This is a genomic window from Methylobacterium sp. WL120 (assembly GCF_008039465.1).
GTDB lineage: Bacteria > Pseudomonadota > Alphaproteobacteria > Rhizobiales > Beijerinckiaceae > Methylobacterium > Methylobacterium cerastii.
Genome location: NZ_VRUT01000030.1, coordinates 12,708 through 36,563, shown reverse-complemented (window position 1 = coordinate 36,563; position 23,856 = coordinate 12,708). Strand labels below are relative to the sequence as shown.

Annotated in this window: 26 protein-coding genes and 7 tRNA genes; all 33 read right to left on the bottom strand. The window is 62.8% G+C overall.

The window, feature by feature from the left end; translation table 11 throughout:
- Positions 1 to 2,791, bottom strand: a 2,791-nt coding sequence (locus FV229_RS08575; RefSeq protein WP_187275095.1) for a phage tail tape measure protein, incomplete at its 3' end; no start/stop codon positions are given.
- Positions 2,792 to 2,973: 182 nt separating this feature from the next.
- A complete protein-coding gene (locus FV229_RS08570; RefSeq protein WP_147751555.1) occupies positions 2,974 to 3,264 on the bottom strand; it encodes a phage tail assembly protein in 291 nt (96 codons plus the stop codon).
- A gap of 83 nt (positions 3,265 to 3,347) precedes the next feature.
- Positions 3,348 to 3,872 (bottom strand): phage major tail tube protein, encoded by a 525-nt coding sequence (locus tag FV229_RS08565; protein WP_147751554.1) that lies wholly within the window; start codon positions 3,870 to 3,872, stop codon positions 3,348 to 3,350.
- Between the two features lie 114 nt (positions 3,873 to 3,986).
- On the bottom strand, positions 3,987 to 5,414 hold the full coding sequence (locus FV229_RS08560) for a phage tail sheath subtilisin-like domain-containing protein (protein WP_187275094.1): 1,428 nt from the start codon (positions 5,412 to 5,414) through the stop codon (positions 3,987 to 3,989).
- A 75-nt stretch (positions 5,415 to 5,489) separates the two neighbouring features.
- A complete protein-coding gene (locus tag FV229_RS08555) occupies positions 5,490 to 5,996 on the bottom strand; it encodes a hypothetical protein (RefSeq protein ID WP_147751552.1) in 507 nt (168 codons plus the stop codon).
- 9 nt (positions 5,997 to 6,005) lie between these two features.
- Positions 6,006 to 7,358, bottom strand: a complete 1,353-nt coding sequence (locus FV229_RS08550) for a hypothetical protein (RefSeq protein WP_147751551.1) — start codon at positions 7,356 to 7,358, stop codon at positions 6,006 to 6,008.
- On the bottom strand, positions 7,342 to 7,545 hold the full coding sequence (locus FV229_RS08545; protein ID WP_147751550.1) for a hypothetical protein: 204 nt from the start codon (positions 7,543 to 7,545) through the stop codon (positions 7,342 to 7,344). Before FV229_RS08545 ends, FV229_RS08550 begins: the two co-directional genes overlap by 17 nt.
- 27 nt (positions 7,546 to 7,572) lie before the next feature.
- Complete coding sequence (locus FV229_RS08540; protein WP_147751549.1) at positions 7,573 to 9,852, bottom strand: hypothetical protein; 2,280 nt, start codon at positions 9,850 to 9,852, stop codon at positions 7,573 to 7,575.
- 44 nt (positions 9,853 to 9,896) lie between these two features.
- Complete coding sequence (locus FV229_RS08535; protein WP_210246594.1) at positions 9,897 to 11,123, bottom strand: phage tail protein I; 1,227 nt, start codon at positions 11,121 to 11,123, stop codon at positions 9,897 to 9,899.
- A gap of 24 nt (positions 11,124 to 11,147) precedes the next feature.
- A complete protein-coding gene (locus FV229_RS08530) occupies positions 11,148 to 12,059 on the bottom strand; it encodes a baseplate J/gp47 family protein (RefSeq protein WP_147751547.1) in 912 nt (303 codons plus the stop codon).
- A gap of 34 nt (positions 12,060 to 12,093) precedes the next feature.
- Complete coding sequence (locus tag FV229_RS08525; RefSeq protein WP_147751546.1) at positions 12,094 to 12,450, bottom strand: hypothetical protein; 357 nt, start codon at positions 12,448 to 12,450, stop codon at positions 12,094 to 12,096.
- Positions 12,451 to 12,452: 2 nt separating this feature from the next.
- The gene (locus FV229_RS08520) at positions 12,453 to 12,710 is read right to left on the bottom strand and encodes a hypothetical protein (RefSeq protein WP_147751545.1); all 258 of its coding nucleotides are present in this window, start codon (positions 12,708 to 12,710) and stop codon (positions 12,453 to 12,455) included.
- Positions 12,711 to 12,729: 19 nt separating this feature from the next.
- Positions 12,730 to 13,524, bottom strand: coding sequence for a hypothetical protein (locus FV229_RS08515; RefSeq protein WP_147751544.1), 795 nt, complete (start codon positions 13,522 to 13,524; stop codon positions 12,730 to 12,732).
- Between the two features lie 7 nt (positions 13,525 to 13,531).
- Positions 13,532 to 14,173 carry a phage baseplate assembly protein V gene (locus FV229_RS08510; protein ID WP_147751543.1) on the bottom strand — a complete coding sequence of 214 codons (642 nt, stop codon included), beginning with the start codon at positions 14,171 to 14,173 and terminating at the stop codon, positions 13,532 to 13,534.
- Positions 14,170 to 14,739: a hypothetical protein gene (locus tag FV229_RS08505; RefSeq protein ID WP_147751542.1), complete on the bottom strand. Its 570-nt coding sequence runs from the start codon at positions 14,737 to 14,739 to the stop codon at positions 14,170 to 14,172. The genes FV229_RS08510 and FV229_RS08505 overlap by 4 nt, the downstream gene beginning before the upstream one ends.
- Positions 14,736 to 15,239 (bottom strand): phage virion morphogenesis protein, encoded by a 504-nt coding sequence (locus tag FV229_RS08500; RefSeq protein ID WP_147751541.1) that lies wholly within the window; start codon positions 15,237 to 15,239, stop codon positions 14,736 to 14,738. Before FV229_RS08500 ends, FV229_RS08505 begins: the two co-directional genes overlap by 4 nt.
- A gap of 3 nt (positions 15,240 to 15,242) precedes the next feature.
- Positions 15,243 to 15,668 carry a DUF1320 domain-containing protein gene (locus FV229_RS08495; RefSeq protein WP_147751540.1) on the bottom strand — a complete coding sequence of 142 codons (426 nt, stop codon included), beginning with the start codon at positions 15,666 to 15,668 and terminating at the stop codon, positions 15,243 to 15,245.
- A 12-nt stretch (positions 15,669 to 15,680) separates the two neighbouring features.
- A complete protein-coding gene (locus tag FV229_RS08490) occupies positions 15,681 to 16,277 on the bottom strand; it encodes a hypothetical protein (RefSeq protein WP_147751539.1) in 597 nt (198 codons plus the stop codon).
- Positions 16,278 to 16,367: 90 nt separating this feature from the next.
- The gene (locus FV229_RS08485; RefSeq protein ID WP_147751538.1) at positions 16,368 to 17,345 is read right to left on the bottom strand and encodes a major capsid protein; all 978 of its coding nucleotides are present in this window, start codon (positions 17,343 to 17,345) and stop codon (positions 16,368 to 16,370) included.
- 55 nt (positions 17,346 to 17,400) lie between these two features.
- On the bottom strand, positions 17,401 to 18,195 hold the full coding sequence (locus FV229_RS08480) for a hypothetical protein (protein WP_147751537.1): 795 nt from the start codon (positions 18,193 to 18,195) through the stop codon (positions 17,401 to 17,403).
- Between the two features lie 313 nt (positions 18,196 to 18,508).
- Positions 18,509 to 18,727, bottom strand: coding sequence for a hypothetical protein (locus FV229_RS08475; RefSeq protein WP_147751536.1), 219 nt, complete (start codon positions 18,725 to 18,727; stop codon positions 18,509 to 18,511).
- Between the two features lie 28 nt (positions 18,728 to 18,755).
- Positions 18,756 to 18,838 (bottom strand) — tRNA-Leu (locus tag FV229_RS08470).
- Positions 18,839 to 18,843: 5 nt separating this feature from the next.
- Positions 18,844 to 18,921: transfer RNA gene (locus FV229_RS08465), tRNA-Pro, on the bottom strand.
- A gap of 15 nt (positions 18,922 to 18,936) precedes the next feature.
- Positions 18,937 to 19,012 (bottom strand) — tRNA-Asn (locus tag FV229_RS08460).
- A 6-nt stretch (positions 19,013 to 19,018) separates the two neighbouring features.
- Positions 19,019 to 19,094: transfer RNA gene (locus FV229_RS08455), tRNA-Phe, on the bottom strand.
- Positions 19,095 to 19,345: 251 nt separating this feature from the next.
- Positions 19,346 to 19,420, bottom strand: a tRNA-Gln gene (locus tag FV229_RS08450).
- Positions 19,421 to 19,736: 316 nt separating this feature from the next.
- Positions 19,737 to 19,823, bottom strand: a tRNA-OTHER gene (locus FV229_RS08445).
- 1 nt (position 19,824) lies between these two features.
- Positions 19,825 to 19,911: transfer RNA gene (locus FV229_RS08440), tRNA-Ser, on the bottom strand.
- Between the two features lie 4 nt (positions 19,912 to 19,915).
- On the bottom strand, positions 19,916 to 20,161 hold the full coding sequence (locus FV229_RS08435; protein WP_147751535.1) for a hypothetical protein: 246 nt from the start codon (positions 20,159 to 20,161) through the stop codon (positions 19,916 to 19,918).
- A gap of 81 nt (positions 20,162 to 20,242) precedes the next feature.
- The gene (locus tag FV229_RS08430) at positions 20,243 to 20,566 is read right to left on the bottom strand and encodes a hypothetical protein (RefSeq protein WP_147751534.1); all 324 of its coding nucleotides are present in this window, start codon (positions 20,564 to 20,566) and stop codon (positions 20,243 to 20,245) included.
- A 5-nt stretch (positions 20,567 to 20,571) separates the two neighbouring features.
- On the bottom strand, positions 20,572 to 20,781 hold the full coding sequence (locus tag FV229_RS08425) for a hypothetical protein (RefSeq protein WP_147751533.1): 210 nt from the start codon (positions 20,779 to 20,781) through the stop codon (positions 20,572 to 20,574).
- A gap of 46 nt (positions 20,782 to 20,827) precedes the next feature.
- Positions 20,828 to 22,372: a DUF4055 domain-containing protein gene (locus FV229_RS08420; RefSeq protein ID WP_147751532.1), complete on the bottom strand. Its 1,545-nt coding sequence runs from the start codon at positions 22,370 to 22,372 to the stop codon at positions 20,828 to 20,830.
- Between the two features lie 20 nt (positions 22,373 to 22,392).
- Positions 22,393 to 23,850: a phage terminase large subunit gene (gene terL, locus FV229_RS08415; protein WP_147751531.1), complete on the bottom strand. Its 1,458-nt coding sequence runs from the start codon at positions 23,848 to 23,850 to the stop codon at positions 22,393 to 22,395.
- Between the last annotated feature and the right edge of the window lie 6 nt (positions 23,851 to 23,856).

Sequence of the window (23,856 nt, the reverse complement as noted above, 5' to 3'; positions counted from 1 at the left end):
CGCCCATGCCGCTCAGCACCGATGCAGCGCCAGCGCCCATCGAGCCGCCCGAGAGCGACGCCAGCTGGAAGCGAGCACCCATCTGGCTGACGGTCCGGCTCAGATCCCTGACGTTGTCGCCGCGATCGTCGTAGCCGGTGTAGGCCGCCTTGTGGATCAGGCCAGCCAGAGGGCTGTCACCCTCGAACGACTGGCGCTGGACGCGAGGACGGATGTTGAGGGATCCGCCGAGTTCGCCGCCCGACATAGGCGCGTTGCGCATGTCTGGCTCGCCGCCCTTACCGCTCGGGATGCCGAGGAAGGAGCCCTTGAGAGCCTCCTTGCCCCAGAACATCGCGACAGCACCGGCAGCAATCGCTGCGATGGTCACAGGGATGGCTGCAGCGCCGAGCAGGCCCGTGAGGCCAGCAGCGCCCGCAGCACCGGCAACGCCAGTGCCAACGCCCGCAGCAGTGCCGCCACCCAGCATCATGCCCAGGAGGGTGATGCCAGCGCGTGCGCCGATCACGGCGACGCCGAGGCTGGTGATGACGCTGGCCATCGTCGAGATCAGGTCGATCGCCGGCCGTGCAGCCGTGATTGCCATCGACCATGCGCCGATCGTTGCGGTCCAGTACGCCAGATCCGCCGGCTTGATCCCGCCCTTCGGCAGGAGTCCGGTGATCGTGTCGATGAAGTCGCGGATGGCGCGGCCGAAGCCCTTGCCGAAGTTCAGCCACTTGCCGAGGCTGTTGAAGTCGAAGTCTCCGGCCTTGCCGAAGATCGCCTCCATCACCTCAGGGATGCTATTGAAGCCGAGGCCCGAAACGAAGCCCTCAACCAGGACCGCGATGTGGTCCGTGATGATCTTGGGGTTCAGATCCTTGCCGAAGTCGACGAAGAATTGCGTGATCTGACGGAACGGTCCCTCAAGACCAACGCCGACGGCCTCCCAGAGCTGCTCACTGACTGCGCCGATCTGGCTCAGCAGTCCGCGCATCGTACCCATGCGCAGTGTTTTTGCGTCAGAAAGGTGGTCTTTGTTGGCTGGATCGCGCTCTGCGTCGATGGCCTTGTGGAGCATCGGAGCAGCCTTGGAAAGCTGCAGAAGCTCACCACGCCATTCTCGCATGCCGAGCAGGGTAGCCATCTGGCCTGCCTTCTCAGGCGAGGACTTCGCAATCTTGTCGACGATCTTCAGAAGCAGCTTCGTAGGATCGTTGGCGGCCTGCCGAGTGATCGACTGGACGTTTCCGACACCAGAGAGCTGACCGAACTTGGTCAGGTCTGCACGACGCTGGCCGCGCGAGTTCTTCGCGTTGACCAGCTCGTTGACCATGAAGTCCATGAACGTGCCGGCTTTGCCCTCCTGCATGCCGGCCGAGATGCCGACGCCCGTGAAGGCGGTCAGATCCTGAACGGACATCTTGGACGAGCCGAGCACGCCTGCACCGCGCCGCAGCGACGAGACCAGCTCGTTCGAGTCGGCGGCAGTGACCTTGGCGACGACCGCGATGCCGTTGAGCATCTTGTCGATAGCACCGGCGTCGAACTTGTTCGGATCCTGGGTCAGTGTTGCGAGACGGCCGACGAGCTTGGTCGTGTCGGTGACGTTGAGATCGAGGCCAGCAGAGCCGGCCATGATCGAGGAGGTAACCTGCTTGGCGAAGTCAGCCGGGATACCCGCCTTGATGACCTCAGTGAAGGCATTGAGTGCTGCTGCTGGCTTGAAGCCGTTGTCGATGGCAGCGCCATTCAGGAATGAGGTCCGAAGCTCGCTGATGGATTCCTTGGTCTTGAACTCATTGCCGCCGAACATTCGGAGGTTGGCTTCGGCGGTGTCGGTCCGCATACGCGACTCGATGCCGTGCTCGGCGAACTTCTTCACTGCGATGGTGGCAGCGGTAGCTACGAGTGCGGTGGTGAAGGCGCCGTTGATGAGCTGGCCAGGGATGCTGGCGGCGGCGCTGGCGCCACGGCCGGCCGCCTGCTGCAGGCCTCGATGGCGGCGAGCCTCGTCGCGCTCCTGCTCACGACGACCACGGGCCTCATCGCGCATCTGCTGCGCCCATGAGGCGTTGCGGAGCTGCTGCTTGCGACGCTCTTCGGCGGCATAGGCGCGGCTGCGCTGGCCTTCGAGGGAGCGACGGGCGCTCTCCTGCGTGCGCAGCTCTGACAGGTACGCACGGGTGCGCTGGGCACCGAGCGCGTTTCCGGCTCGCTCCTGCTCACGGATCTGGGCGATGTAGGCACGCGAACGCTGGCGCGCGAGCGAGGCCGTAGCCGTGTCCATCGCCTTGCGACGGCGGCTCTCGTTCTGGAACCCGAGGTTACCTAGCCGGTCCTTGGCGCGCTCGACCTGGTCGAAGATCTGGCGCTCACGCGAGAGGCCGCTGAGGTAGCGCTCGTGCTGACGGTTCCACACCTGCTCGTAGGCGCGAACCTTTCGGGTCAGGTTGACGAACTCTTCGGCCTGCTTCTCGTTCAGCCGTCGGACGGTGCCCTGCTTGGTGATGTAGGTGCCAAGCTGATCGTTCAGCTTGTTGTACCCCTCCATCGTCATCTGGTTCGAGCGACGCATGCCATTGGCCATGCGCGTATGACGCTCGTTGATCTGGTTGAGGCCCGCGCCATACTTGGCGAACCCCGTCTCGATCGCCTTGGTGTTCAGGAAGCCGGAGGTGATGGGAACGTTGAAGGCGTTCTTCATCCGGCCCTGGAAGGCCTTCAGCTTCGAGGTGAGGCGGTCGACTTCCTTGGAGGCCTTCTCTTCTGCAGAGATGACAATTTTCAGCTCTTCAGTGGCGGCCATCGCAAGATCCGATTCTTATTGCTTTTGAGGGTGGGGCCGGGATCACTTCCCGGCCCGAGCCTTTGCGTCTCGCTTGTTCAGCATCTCAACGACATCGGCGATCTGGAACCACTCTTCGAAGTCCATTTCGTCGACGTCGGTCATCGTCCAGTGCCAACGCTCGAACACTGGTACGGCTTCGATCAGGAGTTCTCGGATGCGTCCGAGATGAACTTCAAAAAACCCTCGAACCACTTCTTGATCGGGGCGAAGTCCTCCAGGTCGATCTCGGCGATCACCTTCTCGTCGAGGTCGGACAGGTTCGCGAGAACCTTCTCCATCGCGCCGACGGCATCGGTCTCGGCGTTCTTCACGAACGACTTGAGGTCGCGCACGCGCGGCCGGCGGAACTCGATGCTGTCGTAGGTGGCGTTGCGGTAGTCGAACGGGTGCTCGAAATCGAACTTCTTGAGGACGCTCTTGGTCTCGGACATAGTAGATGCACCTTATTGGAACGAAAAAAGCCCCGCCGGGATGGCGGGGCTCATGGTGAGAGGGCGGGTTTGGGTGGTTCGACTTAGTAGTCGAAGCCGAGGATCTGACGGGCGCGCTTGTTCTGGTCGATGCCGTTGATGACCATGATCTTGTCGAACACGGAAATCTCGTTTACGACCTTGTTGTCGATCTTGTGCTGGTAGTAGTGAGCCGCGCAGCTCACAGCGAGTTCGGTCTTCTTGCCGGGCGAGACCTTGGAGGGCTTGATCTCCTTGATCAGCGCGATCGTGTTGACGATCACCGCCTTCTCCGCGCCGTCGGGCGACTGGAGATAGCCACGGAAGACGATCGGCACGTTCATCGAGTCGGGGCCGAAACCCAGCTCGTTGAAGACCTGGGGATCCCAGGTGTGGAGGTCGAAGTCGAAGTCGATCTTCTCGACGCCCATCGGAACCTCGACGGTGCCGTCCATGCCACCGCCACGGAACTCTTCGGTCTGGATCTTGATCTCGGGCAGCTGAAAGCCAGGGCTCTCGCCGATCTTACCAACATCCCGGATCCAGACCGTGAAGTCCTGAAGGATGTTCGCGTCGCGCAGGTTTGCCATTTAAGTCTCCGGCCGCGCCTGAAAAGAAAAAGGGCCAGAGCTTTCGCCCTGACCCTCACTCCTTTGCTTGCGGCATTCTTGTTTTTGTTATGGTACTTGCATTCCTGCAAGCGTTCAGGCGACGACCGAACTCGCGAACTCTTCGATAAAGTCCGTGTAGTAGTTCGGGTTGCGGCGGGCGCGGAACGTGAGGTGTTCCAGCGGGGCCGGCGGCTCCAGGTCGAAGTCGACGATCAGCTCGCCGTTCACGAACGTGTCCTTCGTGTTGACGGTCGGGTCGATCATGCAGGTGCCGTTGATCAGCGCGCCGCGAGCGCGGAGCTGACGCAGGTAGGCGTTCACGCTGTTCTGGATGTTGTCCAGGAGAGCGTAGTTGAACGGCCGGTCGAGGAAGACCCGGTGAGCCTGCTCCAGGCTCTCGTAGATCATGTCGGCGGTGCGGCGCACCGACATGAAGGCCCACAGCGGGTCGTTGCCGGTGTTGCGGAGGCCCCAGAACCGGAAGCCATCATCGTGGATGATGGTCGTGACCTGGTTGTAGTTGAGCTGGTTCGCCTCGCTGTCGGGATCCGAGTACATGAAGTCGACCGCGCGGGTCGGACCACCGATGTTCAGGATCTCCTCGTTCGAGAACGAGTACCAGAAGCCCTTCTCCTTATCGACGCGGGCCTGGATGCCAGCCGCGTAGCCGGAGGCCGGGCGGTTGACGTAGGCCGCAGCCGCCGTGTCGTAGACGAGCACGCCGGGGTCGATCACCATCACGCGCTGCGAACCGAAGTCCGAGCGGGCCGAGATGGCGGCTTCGTAGGTCGTGCCGGGGCCATCGACGAAGGCGACGGCGCGCAGACGCACGGCCAGAGCCTCCAGCACCTTGCCGACCGGGTTGGCGACGGTGCCCAGGGTCGTGGTGACGGTGGCGCCAGCGCCAGCGCCGACGATGGTGGCCGTCGGAGCAGCGGTGTAGCCGAAGCCCGGATCGGTGATCGTCAGGCCGGTGACCTCGCCACCAACCACCTGGACCACACCCTCAGCGGTCCGGCCGGCGGCGGGAGCCGCATCGAAGACCACCTTGGTGAGCTGGTCGTAACCAGCGCCGCCGTTGCCGACGTTCGCCGAGACGATGCCGTTGGACGGACGCGCGCCGGTCAGGCCGGGGGCGATGAGGATCTTCGGGATGAGCCGAAGCATCGGGCGGGCCTTGAGCAGAGCCCAGGCGCCGGTCTTCGCGACCACGGTGCCGACCACGTTCGCCCAGGTATGAGCGAGGTCTGCACCCTCGGTGACGCGGATGACCACGACGGTGGCGCTGCCCTGGCTGTAGACTGCGTTGACCGAGTCACGCAGGGTGCCGCCGGCGCCGAGCTTGTTCGCCTTGATCGGATCCGCGAAGAGCGCGACCGGCGTATTGAGGGGGAAGAGGGCCGGATCGGCGTCCGGCGCGGTGCCGACGATGCCGATGACCGAGGACTTGATCGTCTGGACCGGGCGCAGGCCATCGTTGAGTTCGATGGTCTCCAGGCCGTGAAGGTAGTTGACTGCCACTTTGGTGGGCTCCTGAAACAGAAAAAGCCGCCCTTTCGGGGCGGCTCTTCGGAAAATGTCGGTGGGGGCTGAAGGTCAGAGCTTGGAGGCGTCGGACCAGAGCTTGTCGAGACGTGCGGCATCCCACTTGAGGAAGCCGGCGACGTAGACGACCAGATCCTGGTCGCGGTCGTAGGAGGTCGCGTTCTTGGCAAGCATCCGCGCAAGGAAGCGCTGCTTGGCGTCGGGGATCTGATCGAGAATGTCGGTCAGGAGCTTCGGCATCGTGCCGTCCGAAGTCGCTTCCGCCTCATCGAAGGTGATGACTCCGTCCAGCGCGAGCTGAGCGAAGAACTGGCGGTCGGTGATCGTCTTCGGGATCGGTGGTGGAGTGACCGGAGGCGTGTAGACCTCGATGGTCTTTCCGTTCCAACGGCGACGACCCTGGTTGTTCAGGAAGTCCTGCCAGACGTCGTCTGTGATCTCGACCACTCCAGAAGGATAGGCCGGGTTCCTCTTGCCATCGATGTTGAAAGGACCGTGGATGTCGATCGAGTAAAACCCGATCGGCATTCCAGGATCACTGAAGAGTGCATACTTCATGTCACCTCCTCAGGTGCCGAATACGAGGTATCGGCCACGGGTGACCGACGTAGCCATCCCGCCGGCCGAGATGCGGCGGCGGCGGAAGGCCATGCCGTTCTTCTCGATCTCGCTCAGCGTCACGACTTCAGCGATGGTGCTATCGATTGGGGACTCCGCGGTCGCCGAGGCGCCAAGCACTCCGGTCGGAAACGAGATCGGAAAGCCTATGTAGAAGTCGGCCGCAGTCTGGTTGTCGTAGATGCCGCCCTGAACGATCAGACCGCTTGGGAGCTTCTGGTAGAAGTTGTTCGGCGTGAACCCGAGAGGGGCATTTCCGGCTGTCCAGATCTTGCCCTGGTCCGCACCGTCGACCTGAACCTTCAGGCTTCCGCCATCCCAGCCCAGGTAGATCTTGTTTACCCCCTGGCCGTTTCCACCGCCCTGCTGGACAGGGGTGAACCCAAGATTGGCCTGGGCGCCGATGTTGGCGATGGCCTGGGCCTTCTGCGGAGCCGTCAGGCCCTGGCTGGTGTCGAACCGGACGCGATTGGCGAGACCCGCCAGCATCGTGCCGGCGAAGTTCGGATCGTTGCCGATGGCGTTGGCCAGCTCGTTGAACTGGTCGAGTGCATCACCGGCACCGTTCGAGATGAAGTTCTTCAGGACTGCGACGGCAGAGGTGACGAAGGCCGTGGTGGCGATCTGATCCGTGCTCAACCCGGCCGATGCGGTTGGTGCGCGCGGCGTGCCGGTGAGGATCGGCGAGAGCTTTTCAGCCTTCAGCGAAACGGCGTTCGAGAGATTGCCTTCCAGAGCAGACAGAAGGTCTCGGGTTTCGCCCTGCGTGTACGCACCGACCTGGTGGGCTGTCGTCAGCTGGTTCGGAGGGGCAGAAGCCGAGAGACGCCACTCGGATCCTGTTGCACCCTCTTCGCCCAGGTACTGATCGACCAGGATCACCACCGTTCCGGTCGCCCTGTCGTAGGACTGGAGCGAGCCGTACATGGAGTTTTCTGGGACGTTCAGGTCGTGGGCGCTGAGGTATGCCGCAGCCGCGAAACGGTCCCTGTCGACATCGCCGACGACGAAGCTCTTGAGCCCCGTCGAGATCGATGATGGCGACAGAGAGGTCGCGGAAAAGATGACGCCGATCTGGCCGATGCCTGCGAGGCGTTCGTAGATCGGCTGGATCGCTTCGTTGAGCCGGAGGAGACCGGTCTCTCGAAGGATGCCGAGCTGCTCGTCGTATGACGGACGGAAGCTGTCGAGGATCAGCAGACGCTGAATGATGTAGGCGAATGCCCGGTCCAGGCGGTCTTTGCTGAAATCCTCGTCGACGGCGATGTCGAGGTCGGGAGGAAGATCAAACCGGCTTGGCATCGTCGACGGCGTCTCCCATCGCGTCGAGGGTGGCCTGATCGACCCAGACGCTCTGGTTTGGCTTGAAGTCCATGCCGTGCAGGCGCACGACCTTGTTCAGCTTCACCTTGAACATCGGCGTCTTGCCGTCCTCGACCGGCTCGGGGGCCTTTTCGGCCCCCGAGATCGACTTGCTCTTGTCTGCCATTTGCATGGATCCTTGCATTCTTGCCTGTTACAGGCCGTAGGTTTTCATCCACGCGGTGTGGAACGTGATCAGCGGCGTGTCGGTCGTGGCGTCGTGCTGGACGACGTATGACGCGACGGCGGCGCCAAGGCCGAAGACGTAGTGACGCTCGATCCACTTCTGGCCGAGTTCGTCGACACCGGTCTCCTGCGTCGAAGCAGAAGGGTTGACCACCGTGTTGTAGCCCGCGCCCGTCCGAAGACGGACACCAGCGAAGTGGTGGTTGGTATCGATGCCCTCGTAGCGCTCGATGACGTGGATGGACGCCGAGGCGGCAGGCAGCGTGAACGGCTGCGAGATCTCGGTGCGCGTCACGTCGGGCCGCGAGACACGAACGGACGAGCCGGAGATCTTGACCACCGGCATCATGTCGACCGTGCCGGCCATGACGGCTCGGAAGCCGCTCAGAACCGGGATCGATCCACCCTTGCCGAGAACGTAGTTGTTCACGTCGAGCAGGTTGTACCACGTACCCGATCCCTGCGGCTGGATCTCGTAGGTCAGCTGCGTCGAGCCGGGCGCGATGACGTCCGCGTTGATGTCGATCGAGAGCATGCCGCCAGCCAGGCTGAGCGACGAGAACTCGATGACGGTGCGGTTCTGCCGGAACTTCGCCCGGTAGAGGTTGAACATCAGGTCGCGCGTGCCGTCGCCCTGTGCGTAGGCTCCGTCGAGGACGTAGAAGAAGGTTCCGCTCGTGAAGTCCTCACCTGCGGTCATGCCGACCCAGTGATCGGCCGCCGTGGTCAGCAGGATGGCGTAGCGCTTGCCGGCCTGGAGGAACACCGGCTGAAGACCAACGACGGTCTCGGCCGGGTAGAGCTGCATCTTGTCACGCTCCAGCGTCGTGTGACTGATGATCGAGTTCAGGTTCGGGGTGCCGAACTTCGTGACCTCACAGATCGACACCGTCATCGAACCGGCGTTGGCGAGTCGGGTGAAGTAGAGGCCGACCGCGTCGAGCCAGATGTCCTGGCCCTGAAGGAAGGTCTCGGCCACCTGGGCGCCGTTGACGGTGTGCGGGATCGTGACCTTGTCCCAGTACGGCTCGTCGACCGAGTCGACGAAGATCTGCTTGAGACGCAGGTACGAGTGGTTGATCGCGTTGCCGGCGGCGTCGAAGTTGATCACCTGGTTGTCGATCACGAGCGGATCCGAGACCTTGAACGTCTCGTCGCCGCGCTTGAACGTCTGGGTGAAGTAGTCGTAGGTGCCGGTCGCCCAGAAGGCGTTGTTCGTGCAGACCGTGAACTCCGAGCCGTAGCGAACCCGCTGGCGAGACATGGTCTTTTCGACCATCTGGAAGGACTGGTACGAGTAGCCAGCAACCTGCGCCTCGGAGGCGTAGCGGTTGTTGGCCTGCCAGATCTGCCGATCGTAGGCCGGGAACATGACGCCGCCCTTGATCATGACCTTCGGGTTCAGAGGGTCGAAGATCTGGAGCTGGGAGTCCGTGGCGTTGTAGTCGGGGAAGCGAACGCCCTCGCCGACCTTGCAGTGGCTCAGTGGGTGCGTGAGGTTCACGTACTGCTGGCCAAGGAAGTAGTCGGCGTAGGAGTCGACGGCGTTCTGCGGGATCTGGTCCTTGAACTCGATCACGGCGAGACGCTGCAGCATCCGCTCCAGGAGACCCTGAGAGGCGGTGGCCTTGAGCTGGTTGGCGAGCTTGGCGAGATCCGACGACAGGGTCGAGATCTTCGGCTTGGCCTCGGCCTCGAACAGCTCTAGCGAGTCGGTACGATCGCCGATGTAGTCGAGGTTCTCGACCGAGTTGGCGACGATCATCTCGATCTTCTCGACGCCCGTGGTCGAGAGGGTGATGTTGGCGACGCGGGTGTAACCGACGTCGATGATCGGCGGGGTCGGGTCGGGAGCCTCGGTGCCGGACGCGAACTGGACGTTGGCGATGCGAGCCTTGGTCATGGCGACCGAGCGCGGCTCGGAGGCGCCAGTCTCCTCGTTCAGAAGGAACTCGCGAGGCGTCTGGTTGGTGTCGACCTCCTGGCCCCAGACCACGACGGAGACGATCTTCTTGCCGGCGATCGGAAGCGAGGTGATGAAGTCCTGGACCGTGATGGCCGGCTTGCCGAAGCGCTTGCCGCCGGAGTAGAGCCGGCCGCCAGCCACCGTCACCGAGGTGATGGCGGTCTTCGAGACGAGGAACCCAGCGTAGCGCTGGGCCGTGGTCAGGGTGTCGGCGACGACATGGTCGAGCGCGTCCTGAGCGTAGGCCTGAAGGTTGTTGTGATCCTCTGGATCAACATCCATCCCTTCGTAAAAAACGACCCGGTTCTCCATGTGGTGTAGACCTTCTACGCAAGCCTTCGGACTTCGCCGAGCTTGAATGTTCCAAGTTTGGGGACGTCGCGCAGCCGGACCATTCGATGGACCTGGGTGTCGACGAGGATTGTGTCGCGGAAGCTCTTGGAGGTCCGAATGGCCTCCATCGTGTGCTGGAGCTTGCTGAGGTCAGCCTTCTTCCAGAACCCGCGAATGTATGTGCCCATGCGCGGCTTCGAGCGCACGATCGGCACCTCGACCAGCAGTTCGGCGGTGAAGGGCTTGATGCCGTACCGGGTGTGACCCCAGAACGAGCGAACCTTCTTGCGCTCGCCCAGCCGCGTCTTGTCGAGGATCGTGATCCGATCGAAGATCAGGTTGGGTGCGAAGGTCGAGAGGTAGAAGCCCTTCCGTCGACCGTAAAAGCGACGACCAACCGGGGCGATCCGCCCCTGGTAGATCCTCTCCGGCCGAACGTCTGTGACCTTGGATCCTGAGAAGGAAGCGTACTGCCGAGAGGCTGCTTCGCTCAGACGAACCGAGATGATGTTGTCCTCTGCGTCCGACGCCTGGTAGAAAGCGTGGTCGAAGAACGAGGTGCCGTAGAAGTTGCGCCTGCGACCCATCCGGCGGATCGCGACCCGCTCGGCAATGGCCCCACCATCTTCCTGCAGCACTTCGTACTGCGCTGGGATCTCGACGCCGCGATCGTAGAACGTCGCCCGCCGGCCGTAATTCTTCGAGCCGTCGCTTGCCTGGAAGAAGGCATCGACACCGAGTTCGGCGCTCTTGAGGAACGCCTGGCTTCCGGCTGGGCCACGGTAGAACGCGCGCTTCTTCGGTGCATTCCGCTTGGTCAGGAACGGGTAGATCCTGATCTGAGGCAGATCCTCAAGCCACTTCTTGCGGCCGGCATCCGTCATCACCGGGGTGTAGTAACCTCGGGCTGGCGGCGCGACCGTTCGGAGCAGCTTGGATCCAACGACCGCGATGTGCCGGCGGATGCCCTCCTCCGTACCCTTCAGTCGGTGAAGGGCAAGGGAGTCGGCAACGACTTGGCGCTTCTTGGTCTCGTCCCACTTGTCGTTCCACAGATCGACCGACATGCTCCACGCGAGGTAAGGCAGATCGTCGATGTGGCACTTCCAGGGATCCCAGAGGTGCTTGATGCGGTCGGTGTCGAGTTCGAGCAGGCGCTCGACCTGACTGGCGAGAACCCGCTCGTAGTTGGTGGCGTTGTTGGGCAGCTGATGTTCCATCAGCCGAGGAGCAAACTCCATCGTTTACTCCCTACGGATGCTGGAGATCTGGACGTTCGCTGACTGGATCCACACACACTCGTCGTCGGCGGCCTCGATCGTCCCGTTCGGGGAATTGATCTTGACCTCCTGCACACCCTCCTGGTTCAGCGCCGAGTAGAGCGCCGAGTAGGTCAGGTCGCGGCCGGTGAGTGCGATGCGGTTGCGAAGGGCCTGGAGCGCCTTGGTGATGTCGGCCGAGACCAGCGAGCTGTCTGGGCCGGGGTAGAGGTTCACCGTGGCGTCGAGGGTGACGTAGTGGACGCCCACCGGGGCAACGCTGACCACGTCGGTGAGCGGCTTGATGGCGGGCGAGAAGAGCTTCTTGGTGACGGCCAGCAGCTGGGCGTCGGTGGGCTTCGGGTCGTTGCCCGAGTTCATCACCGAGACCTTGATACCGGCGCGATCGTTGATCTTCTTGACCGAGACGTCCCGGATGGTCGGGTCTGCCGTCAGGGCGTGGAAGATGTAGGCGCCTGCGCTGCCGGCGGTCGAGAACGCCTCAGGGGCAAGCTGGACGCGGCGGCGAAATCGGGTGTCGTCTTCGGGGGCCGCCAGCCGCCCGGTGACCGGGTCGGCCGGGATCGTGTCCCGGTAGACGTTGTAGAAGGCGGCCAGGTTGTCGAGGTCCGTGCCCTTGGCGAACGGCAGCATCACCGCGCGTGCGGCGGCGTTGATCCGCGCTCGGACGATCATCTCGCCGTAGGCTTCGGCTTCCAGGATGACGTTGGTCGGCGACTGCTCCAGACGGACGGCGCGCTTCAGTAGCGGCTGCTTCAGAACGACCTGGTTCTGGTAGATCGTGACCAGCTTCTCGTAGTCGATCTCTTCGACGACCTGTGGAGGTGCGAGCCGGGAGAAGTCGATGTAGAGGCTGGGGTTCTCGTAATAAGGCAAAGCCCCTCCCCCTACGTTTGCATGCTTGCAAGTTTCACATCGTGACGGTGATGGCGCGAGACGTCTTGTCCGGCGTGTACTCACCCTCGATCGTGATCTCGGCCTCACCGCCGACCGCGTCGCCGCCGAGCAGCACGCGGCCAATCAGGAACTCCGGCTCGTAGAGGTCGATGGCGTCGAGCGCCGCCTGGATCGACATCGCGTAGGTGAGGTTGTTGTTGGGCTTGTCCTGGGCGTTCAGGAACTCAGAGCCCCACCACAGCCGCATGATCCGCGTCCGAAGCCGCGTGGTCAGGATCGTGATGATGCTCTGCTTGCACCGGGGCCAGCCCTGGATCAGTTCGCCGGTATCCCGGTCGACATCGACGATGGGCTCGACCCCGAGTGCCATGATCAGACCTTCGGACGGGTCGTGGCGCGGCGATCGATGAGCGGCAGGAGAGCCTCGGCGCGCGGATCCAGCGTTACCTCGTCGGACTGCGGCTCGGCCTGCTCGGCGGCATCCGCCACCTTCTGCGAGTTCAGCTCGCGCAGGTACGGCAGGAGGTACTTCGCCTCGTTGTCGTGAAGCGTGAGGCGGGTGCCGACGTCGAGCTGGACACCAGCGCGCGAGAACACTTCGGTCGTCTCGTAGTTCTTGATCTTCGACATGATGCGTTCCTTCTGCCGCTCAGCGGCGGATCTGTTCGTCCATGGCCTCCTGGATCTCAGCCTTGTGCTGGTCCTGGATCAGGAGGTTGGCGATGACTTTGAGTTCGTCCGGTCCCGATGCGATCATCGAAACCAGGGCGGAAAACTGGGCGATCTCGACCACCCTGCCCTGCACGGTGGCGAAGGCGTTGTTGCTGGCATCGACCGCGTTCGTCAGCTCGGAGGTGATGCCGTTGACTGTGGCGATGGCCATGTCTTCACCCATCGAACCGGAGGTGATTCCGCGCTCCACCGTGGCGAGGCGCGCGTTCATCGTCGACATCGCCTGGTCCATCAGGATCGGCGCCATCGCGGTGTTGATGCTCAGCTCGGCCGGGAGGGCGCTGCCGAGCATGCTCGTGACGTTCGTGTGACCAATCGCATCCATCAGGCCGAACTGCCCTGCCCCCGGAGAACTGAGGCCGGAGAGCATGTTCGTGGCGCCCAAGAACTTGCCGAGGGCCTGGGTCAGGCCCCCTGCCCCCGTCAGGGAGTTCAGGAGCCCGCCCATGCCGCCTTCGGACATTCCAGCGACCTTCCCGACGATCGAGCCGATCTGGCCGCCCATGATGTCCTGGAGGCCCGCCATGGGGTTCTGCAGGATGGCTCCTGGGCCGTCCTTCATGATCTTGCTGAGCATCCCGCCCATGTCGCCCGGCATCATGCTCTTGGCGGCGCGGAGCTTCTCGATGATCGTCTTGGCACCGGCCGGCTGGACCGGTACGCCGCCGGTTGCGCCCATGATGGCCTGCGCCATCGTGATGAAGCCGGCCATGGTCACCTCAGGAGTTGATCAGCACCTTTCCGCCGAGGGCGTAGGTGTCGGATGTGATGGTGGTTTTCGACGCCTTCACCGTTCGCTCGCCGGCCTCGGTCGAGTGTGTCTTCGAAGCCTTGACGCTGTGGTTCTCGGTGTCGGTGGAGTTGTTCTTGGTCTTGACCGACTGGCTGTCCTTCGTCAGGCCGTGCGTCGTGTCTCCGATGGAGACCGTCGAGCCGTCCTGCGTGTAATGGACATTCAGGATCTTGTTCTTGTCGGATCCGGGCTTGCCGTCCTTGCCCGGCTTCTCGATCCGCATGAAGAACTCGTCTTCCTTATCGTGAGGAGACGGGTTGTCGGGATCGTTGTGGTACGGCGCCAGCGAGCCGAGTTCCGGCTGGCCGTTCGGCGAGTTGAGCTTGACGAGCTGGCCGACGCGAGGCGGGTTCGAGATCTTCACCGCGCCGTTGGCGTGGGTCTCCCAAGGTTGCCACCCCGTCTCGAAGGCAGTCTTCGTGCCCTCTTCGCCTTCGCGCATCTTGGCGTACCAGCGCTTCTTTTCCTTATCGAACTTGACCGCCGTGACCTTGCCCTTGCGATCTAGGTTCTGAAGCTGACGCTCCATGTCCTGGATCTGGCGCTGCATGGCGAGGAGCTGTCTCATCGCTCATCCTCGAACGAGACCACCGTCGGGGCCTCGCCGCGTAGCGTGGATCGACCGGTCAGGATCTGCGGGAATGTGATCGGGTTGCCGTCTGTACCCAGGATCTCTTCCCGGAGCCGCGAGCGGTTGACGCCGATGGTGACGTTGGTGGTCCACTCGACGATCCCGATGGCGACGGCTTCGCGGCGAAGGTCGGGGTGACGCATGCGCTTGAAGTCGACGTTCTCGCCGGGGCCGGCGTTCGGATCACCGAATTTGTTGTCCTTGGCCAGGATGGCGATCTTCTCGATCAGCTCCCAGTTCATCTCATCCGCCTCTCGGGCGAACTGATGGTCCTGGGTGACCACTGCGACGACGACGTTGAGGTCGACCAGCATCTCACCGGTCGAGTGCGGGTGCGTCCCGGTCCTCAGCAGGGAGATGTAGGCCGAGGGGGCGGCTTCGCCCCACTCCTTCACGTCGTCCTCATCGAAGAGGCCGTCATACCAGTCGACGTGGTTGAGTTCCGGGAGCTTCTCGCGGATCTCGTCGATGATGCGCTGGCGGAATTCGACGATCTTGCTCATTCGAACCCTCCTGCGCCTGTGACCATGCTGGATCCGGTCTTGCCGGCCATGTGGTCCTTGAGCATCTTCGAGATCACTTTGATGTTGCGCTCAGAGATGCCCATGAACGGACGGGCCGGGACGACCTTGTTCTTGATGAATCCGCCGGTCTTCTTCACGCCGTTCTGCATGTACCCTGCGTAGGGCGCGTCGGCGACGATGATGAAACCGCTGCGGTCTTGGCTGTCGACATGGACCGACCGGCCGAGTTCGCCGGTCTGGTAGAGGATCCCGCTGCTCCCCTTGATGTCGATCGTTGTCTGCGAGAGCTTCGGCCACTTCTGGCCGTCCGGCCCGCGCTTGGTGCGGTAAATTCGGTTCTGGACGACGTTGACCATGTAGGCCGCAGAGTCGTCGAAGAAGGGCGAGAGGTTCTTCGCCTTCGAGATCAGGCCTTCGAGCCGCTTCGAGAGCCGCCGGAGGTCTGACTGGGTCAGGGTGAAGTCGATGCCAACCGCCATGCGTTATGCGCGGGAGATGTCGAGCATCCGCCCCTTCCGCTTGCGGTTCGGATCGCTGTCCGGCACGCCGTCACCGTTGGTGTCGACCGGCGGAAGTCCGAGGCCGATCTTGCCGGCCGCCATCATCTTCAGGAGCGCGATGGCATCCTCGTAGCGAAGACGCATCTCTTCGGTCCGCTCTGACCGGCCCATCGCCATGGTGTAGACGGCGATGTCGATGGCGCACTTGCGCACCGAACCGCTGACGTAAGCCAGCGGAACGGTGTACTGTGCCGAGAGGAAGGCGTTGACGACGTCGTCAGCCGCCTCCAGGCCTGCTTCGATCACCTCTGGATCTGCCTGTCGATCCTTGTTCTGGTCAGAGACCCGAATGAGGAGGGCTTCGCCGTAAAGGGCGCTGATGTCCGAGGACTGAGCGTAGAAGGCCATGGAGGGGTTGCCTTACTTGGTTGCGCCGCGCGGCTTGACCTTGTGGGTCTTCACGTCGAGCTGCTGCGTGGTCGGCTCGGGCTCGGCCGCAGCCGAGGTCACAGCCGGATCCGGCTCCTTCGGCTCGTGGGAGACGTTGTCGCCCAGATCCTTGGCAACCTCTGCCGACACGGTGGCGTCCTCACCCGTGACCGTATCGGGCACCGGGGCGCCGTCGGTCAGGGCTGCGATCTGCTCTGCGAGCTGATCGCCCGTCTCCTTGTCGTTGGTCGGAGGCAGGGAGGCCAGGATGTCGTTGTGCTTCGGCTGGGGATCCAGCTCCAGGCCATCGACCGTGCGGACGGGCTCGCCGTCGTACTCGTAGTGGGTGTTGAGCGGCTTCGTCAGCTCACCGTCGACCGAGAGCGCAATGCCCTTCGTATCCGGTGGGGGAGCGACCTGACCGATCAGGGTGGAGACGCCGGGGTCGGCGTGGAATTCTGCGGCGGCAGCGGCTGCATCCAGGAGGACGCCAGCACGAGCTGCGCGGACCTCTTCGGACACAAGACGCTTGGTCGACCGCTCCTTCGCCGCGCGCTCTCGGGCGCGGTAACCAGTGGGGAAGCTCATGCGATTGTCCTTCGTTGAAAGTGGCCCCCGTGCGGATTGCACGAGGGCCATTTGCTCAGATCGTCAAACCACTTGCATTACTGCAAGCGATCAGGCGGCGATCTTGTGGCGGAAGGCGACGATGCGGATGTGCTTCGGATCGTAGACCCGCTTCCAGTTGGCCGGGTTGGCCAGCTCGACGTTGGTCGGGGTCGGACCAGCCGACGAACCCTGCCACTTGATGCCGCGCGGGTGGAGCACCCACTGCTTGCGGTTGACGATGTACTCCTCGCCCATGCCGACCAGCGCCTGGCGCTCGACCTCGACGGGAACCTTCGGAGCCTTGGTGCCGAAAGCGATGGCGCCCTGGCCGAAGATGTAGGAGGTGAACACGCGATCGGCGCCGGTGCCGGTGACAGGCATCGAGTCGTCCTCGATCACCTGCTTGCCCATGTACGTCGGTACGGTGAGCTTGCCCTGGCTGTCCATCTGGTAGTCGATGAGATCCGCCTTCACCATGGCCTTCATGCCCTGGGAGTGGACGGTCATCGCCGACAGCGAACCAGCCTCGTCGCCGAGCTTGAACACCGCGTCGATGAACGAGTCGGCGTCGAAGTTCGCGGCATCGCCGGCCAGACCGGAGATGTCGAAGACGTTGTCTTCCATGCCGGCCGAGAACATCGCGCCGTTCAGGGTCGCCAGAAGCGACTTCTGATCGCGGATGGCCCACCAGTTGGCGAAGCGGTTCTGGATCAGCGTGAGCGGATCCGCGCCCGAGAGGTCGGCCGCGAGGTCGGTCGCGCCGAAGGCCTTGCCGCGCAGCAGCTTGACGGCCACGTCCTGACTGACGGACGTGCCGCTGACGGTCAGGTTCTTGGTGTCGTCGAGCACGACCTCAGCGTCCTCGGAGTCGAGGTCGTTGAAGAACGGCATGTTGACCGTGGTGCCGGCGATCTGGTCGTCGATCACGGAGGTGAGGTCGGTGATGATGCCCGACTGGAAGAGGCGGGACTTCTTCGTGGTGAGTTCCGTGACGTAGTCATTGAACTCGGTCGGGACGATCATGTCCGCGAGCTTGGTTTCGGCCATTTTTCTTGTTCTTCTTGATTACGGCCTTAGTGCTTGCATTCTTGCAAGCGCCGCCTTATGCGACGCCCGCCTGTGCTTTCAGCTGCTTGGCCAGGGTTGGGTTGGTGTTGGTCAGCAGAGCCTGCTGGGTCCGGTTGAAGGTGTCTTTCGCCCACGGGTTCTGGACGCCGCTGCGCGGAACGCCGTTGCCGGGGGTGATGCCGACGCCACCCTTGTTCTCGGCCCGGAAGAGGCCTGGGCGCTGCTCCTTGATTTCGGACATGAGGTCCGAGACGGAGAGCGGAACGAGGGTGGAGCCGTCGAGCTTGTGCCGAACGTTGCCGGCGGCATCGACGACCTGAACTTCGAACTTACCGTCCTTCTCCACCGTGCGGATCGACCGCTCGGCGAGGAGTTCGACAGCGTCATCGACGCCCTCGACGGGGTTCAGCTTGGAGAGTTCGGCCTTGATCTGGTTGGTGACGAGGAGGCCGCGCAGCTGTCCCTTCAGACCCTCGTTCTGACCGGTGACGGTTTCGAGCTGGGTCTTGTACTCGGTCTCCTTCTGCGCGAAGGCCCCTTCCATGCCGCGCTTGGCAGCAGCCACCTTCTCGGTCACGATCTTGTCGGCTTCCTTGGCCGGGTCGATCGCGGTGAGGCGGGCAACTTCTGCGACAGCGTGCTTGGCCGCCTCCGGCGTGATCTCACCGTACTGCGAGGCAGCGGCGACAGCGTTGCGGGCGGCGGTGGGGTCGAGTCCGTCGTAGGTGCGAAGTTTGCCTTCGAGCTGCTCGCGCGAGTTGCGCTCACCGTCGAGGGCGTTCTTGAGACCAGTGACGTTTTCGAGTGCAAAGCCCTCGGCTGCGGTCACGTTGAGGTGGAACTTCCCGTTCTTCTCAGCGTAGGCAGTGCGAAACGGCTCGGCGACCGTGTTGATGTCGGAAACTACTGCGTGTAGCATAATCCATCCCGGATGATGCGGGGCATCCCGCCCCTCTGTGTTAGATAAAGGCCCGAAGCATCCCGCTCTGGACCAGACACCCCCGTGAATTCGGGGATTCGATTGACGGTGGCGCAGGTGCGTTGCGCTCTTGATTATCCCTGCCTGTCTGGGGGTCGGATGCAGGCTGGGACCGTCCGATCACGCTCGACCAGGGATGAGCTGGGAGCGCGATGGTTGTGGATCAGAAACCCTGGATCGGCGTCGCGATCACGAGATCGGACCGGTTCACCGAACGGGAGAGGGTTTCGAGGAGCAGCACGAGCCCGTTGGTGTCGGTCTCATTGCCGTAGTAGCGGATGGCACGAACGAAGTCGGTGCCGTCCTGGACGATGTCGCTGACGATGATCTTCGTGACCTCGGTCATGTTGATCTTCTGGACGGCAACGGTGACGGTGGACATTGGCCATCCTTCTGGCTGACGTGAACTTTGGTGCGCGATGAAGGACTTGAACCTTCATGCCGAAGCGCCGCCTTCTGAGGACGGTGTGGCTGCCATTTTCACCAATCGCGCGGACTTGGTCGGTGTGGGAGGATTTGAACCTACGACATCTCGTTTCCAAAACGAGAACTCTGGCCAGGCTGAGCTACACACCGAAACTGGAATTGAATTGGCTGGAGGGACAGGGCTCGAACCTGTGACCGTCGTCTTAACAGGACGCTGCTCTACCGACTGAGCTACCTTCCAACATCTTGGTGGATCCAGAAGGACTCGAACCTTCGACTCTCCGATCTTCAATCGGAAGCTCTACCAGCTGAGCTACAGATCCAAACTGAAACTGGTCCGTGGTGAAGGAATTTGCACCCTCACAGCCTAAGGCGTCCGTTCTACAGACGGTGGGGCTCACTCGTGCCCAGCCCACGGAAAAAGAGGATGGAGACGACCAATCCAGAAGTCGTCGTCTCATAGCGGCCGGCATGCTGGCTTATCCGGCCAACAGACACCGTTACCGGTGCTGCAGGCATCCTCAGGTGCGGGCGCTTACGCAGCCCGTCTACGCGCCTCAGCGGGCGCTTCTCTTGGCTCCGAGACAAGGGTTCGAACCTCATCTTCCAGGTTCAGAGCCTGGCGTCCTGCCGGTTAGACGATCTCGGAACATCACCCATTCGGGCGAAACTTGGAGGGTGGTTTTTCAATGGAACCACCCAAAAAACCACGTCCCTTTGCGGGGGACGGCACCTACCCTCGGATCCACGCTACTTCATCCGACCATAGTACCACCGTAGCGGCCTAACCTGGGGCGTCACGCTTGTCCTCTCGGACGGGATCTTGCTCTCGGTTGCATCTTGGTATCCGGCACTGGTATCGAACCAGCTCCTGATGGCTACTCGCATGTCTCTCGCCAGAGAACATGATCCAGCCGATCTGAGGAGACCATCCACTGGTCTGCCTTCAACGATTGCGTCAAACTTGGCGGAGCACTGAGGGTTCGAACCCCGAACCTTTCGGTCCCCTCGGTTTTCGAGACCGATTGCAAGCCACTCTCGCAGCGCGCTCCGTGGCGGAAGGACGAGGGATCGAACCCCGGCACCCTTTCGGGCTCACCGTCCTAGCAAGACGGCGCCTTACCTCTCGGCCACCCTTCCGCAGTCACCAACCAGGCTGGCTGGTCGGCGTGAAGAACTCGATCCCGTCATCCAGCAGCATGACGATGTCGCCAGCCCCCGAGGATCGAATGTCGTTGTTGGCGGTCATGTCGAAACCGCCGAAGCTGTTGACCCGCATGCTTCCGTCGATCATCCGATCGAGGATCCACTGAGGAACAGGCTCGTCTGCGATCCGACCGAAGCCTGGGATCGCCCAGCTCGGCGGCGCAACGGGAAGATCCGTTTGCATTCCTGCCTGCCTGTTGATGGAGTTTTTGCAGTGTGACAGTTCCTTAGCACACCCCCCAGGTGGATGTCAACCCCCCTCCCCTCAGAGCAGTTCAGACCAGTAACAAGCCTTCTCCTCCTCTACGCGAAAGCAAGCGTAGTGGCTGTTGTCGACGGTCTTTTCCTGGTCGATCAGCACGTCTGTGCCGGCGAGGTATCGCTTGCACGCGCCCGACGCCATCTTGTTCGCGCCTGTGCGCTGGAAGTCGCCTTCCTCACCTCGGTTGTGCATCGTCTTCAGGTCGCGGAAATCCTGAAGCATGCTGCAGGCGATGATGTTCTTGGACACCGTCCCGGCCACCGGCTTCTCACTGCATGCAGCGAGAGACAGGATGGCGACGAGAGGCACGATCAGGGTTCGGGTCATCAGGGTCACTTCGAGCGCGGCTTGCGGGGTTTCTTCACCGGAAACTTCGGCTCAAGGCAAATCGGACAGCCCCAGTGCTCGTCGCCGACCAGCTCGCCGTTGAGGAGGGCTGGCGCTTTGATCATCCGCACCAGCTCGGACACGACAGTGCCTTGCCGGCGGGTGCAGGGATCGCAGCGGTAGGCGCTCGCGGAGAGGGTGAATTGCACGGTCATGGCCGGATAATCCACTCTCCCCGTTTGCGTTCCTGCAAGCCTTGCGTCAAATCTGTGGCTTCGGTCGAGTGCCGCCACCTGGGAAGTCGACGGCAGGGGGCCGAACGATGTTGCTCGACGTCGGCGTGATGTTGGCCTCGGGTGAGGCTCCCTTCTCGACTGCGTCCACCGCAGCCATTCGAGCCAGCTCGGCGACCGGATCGAAGTCGTCCGACAGGAAGTCGAGGTTGCGCGACTCGGAGAGGAATGTCTCACGCGAGATGCCACGCTTCTCGTAGGCGCTGAGCAGCAAGGTGATCTGGGCCATCTTGTCGGCGGTGTTGGTGAAGTCGGCGTTCATGTTGACCAGGACGTTCGAGTAGTCCTTGCCGGTCCAGGCGCCAGCGAACTGAACCGCCTTCTTCAGGCCGTCACGACAGGCAAGCGCCAGGTCGTGGACCACCGAGTGGGTTCGGGTCTCCTGCACGTCGCGCTCGTCCTTGGCGACGTACTGGTTGCCCGTAGCCGTCGTCGGGTTGAGGGCCATCATGTTCATCTGCATTTCGAGCATTTCGAGGTCTTTGAACCCCGACTCGATCGCAGTGCCCTTCGGCTCGACGTAGTACCAACGGCCGGCGGCGTCCGGCGAGTACAGCACCTTGTAGGGGCCGATCGCGAAGCCTTCCTCGTCGTCGTCAGGATCCAGCTCGACACCAGAAGCGGCGAGCATCGGGAAGCGTCCGGCCGACAGAATGGAGCGCTGATCGGACGAGGAGATCCAGTGCTCGATCTGCTTGTAGGCGAGATCCAGGAACACGGGCCGGGTGACGAAGTTCGCCTCCTTCTCACCCGCGTTCAAGGTCACCAGGGGCACCTCAGGGACGGTGAGCGGCGTCTCGCTCATCAAGGTCCACTCGCCGCCCGACGAGGCTGCAGGCTGCTCCCAGAGCTGCACGACGCCGACCTCGGCGCCGGGCTCGATCTCCAGGACGTAGATCTGGTTGATGATGATCTCGGAGAAGTCGTCGGCGCGGCCCACACGATAATCGGCGATGCGGGCGTGGTTCACGCGGATGACGCCGCCGTTGTTCTCCTGGTAAGCGGCCAGGAGGTTGTCGTCCTTGATCATCTTGAAGAACGGACGCACGCCGGCCGCCTTCTGGGCGCCGAGGTTCGGCAGGTTCATCGTCGTCGGGTGGTCGACCAGAATGTGGCTCTGGCCGATCAGCATCGCGTCGTTGAACCAGGTGTGACCGAAGATGTGCATGTGGTTGCCCATCAGGTCGCAGTTCTTCAGCAGCAGATCGAGGTCGGGATCCGAGTTCGACAGCGTGAGAACCGTCTTGAACGGCTTGGCCGATGCGGCGTCCACCGCCTCGCGGAGCTTGTTCAGCGCGAAGGTCGACTGCAGCCGAGCCTCGTAGCGCTTGTTCGACTCCTTGTCGTACTGCGGGAGGAAATCCTTCTCGCGAAGGCGCATCAGTTCGGTGCCGCCGTAGACAGACCGCATCATCTGCGAGCGGATCTGCATCTGCTGCGAGGCGGCCGAACGGACCGACGGGTTCTTGGTCCCGCCGCCGCCACCGCTGCTCGGGCTTGCACTACCAGCCATGTGATTTGTATTCCTGCAAGTTACCAGTCACGGACGACTGCTCGGCGCGGGCCAAGAAGGGCGTTGAATGCGTCGGCGCAGGCATCGATCTGATCGTCGTGCTGGCCGAGCGGGAATGTTGAGGCTTCTTCGAGGAAGTTCGTCTGCCAGAAGCCGTTGGCGAGGCGCACGTTTCCGGCTTCGACCTGTGCGGCGAAAGGTTCGGCTCGGGTGGTCTTCTTGCCGCTCGGACGCTCGGACTTGACCCGGTAGCCGGCGAGCTTGCGCGTCAGGTTGCCGATCTGGTGAACACCAGCCTGGCCAGGATCCTGAGGCAGTCGGATCTGCACCGACCGGCCATCGTCTGCTGCGGTCGAAACGATCTTGCGCTCGACCTCCATGGGGGTGCCACGGAAGCGGATGATGTTCTCGATGTAGAACATGCCATCGACGTCGCGGCTCATCAGGACGCCGACCGTGAAGTCGCCGTCGACGGTGGCGCCAAGATCCCAGGCGCGAACGCGGGTGCGCTTCTGCGGGAGCGGTCCTTCGAGCTGCTTGAACCAGCTCGTCTTGAACATGCCGCCCTCTTCGGACATCGGCTGCTGCTGGTACATCGCCGACCAGCTGCGCTCGCCCGAGACCTCCTGCTTCTCCTTCAGCGACTTCAGGCTGAAGCGGCTGGGGGCCAGGGGCTGGTCTGGGGTCCGGCCGAGCGGATCGCCTGGCACCGAGCCATCTGGGAGCAGGATCGGGATCCGGGTCTCAGGGTCGCGGCGCGGCACGGCCAACGCCGGCAGGCGCAGGATCGTCCAAGGCTCACCCTTGCCCTGGTTCATCAGTTCGAGGGCACGGCCGGCGAGATCGTCGAAGTGCCACCGCGTCAGGGTCATCACGACCGCTGCGTCTTCCTGAAGACGGGTGAAGACGACGTCTCGATACCAGTTCCAGTGATCCTCACGCTTGCCGACCGAGTCGGCTTCCTTGCGGTCCTTGATCGGGTCGTCGATCAAAAAGAGGTGGGCGCCCTTACCCGTGGTGGCCGAAGCGACACCGACCGAGTAGTATTTTCCGCCAGCTTCAAGCTCCCACTCGTCTGCCGAGCGGTTGTCGGCGCGGATGACCGAACCTGGGAACAGGTTGGTGTAGGGCTTGTCGAGGATGATGTCGCGGACGTTACGGCCGAAGCCGCGAGCGAAGTCGGCGTTGTACGATGCCGAGATCACGCCCTTGTCTGGGTTCTTGCCCAGATACCATGCCGGGAACCTGCGCGTGGACAGCTCGGACTTGCCGTGCTGCGGCGGCGCGAAGATCATCAGCCGCTTGATCTCGCCACGCTCGACCGCTTCGAGGTGCTCGGCGATCATGTGGTGGAACGGGTCGGCCGAGTATTTCGGCATGGTGTAGTCGGTGAACGAGATGAGGCTGCTGCGCGCGTTCTTTCGGCGCAGCAGCTCTCTCGCCGCCTCGTTCGAGGTTACGTTGGTGTCGAGTTGCATGTGGAT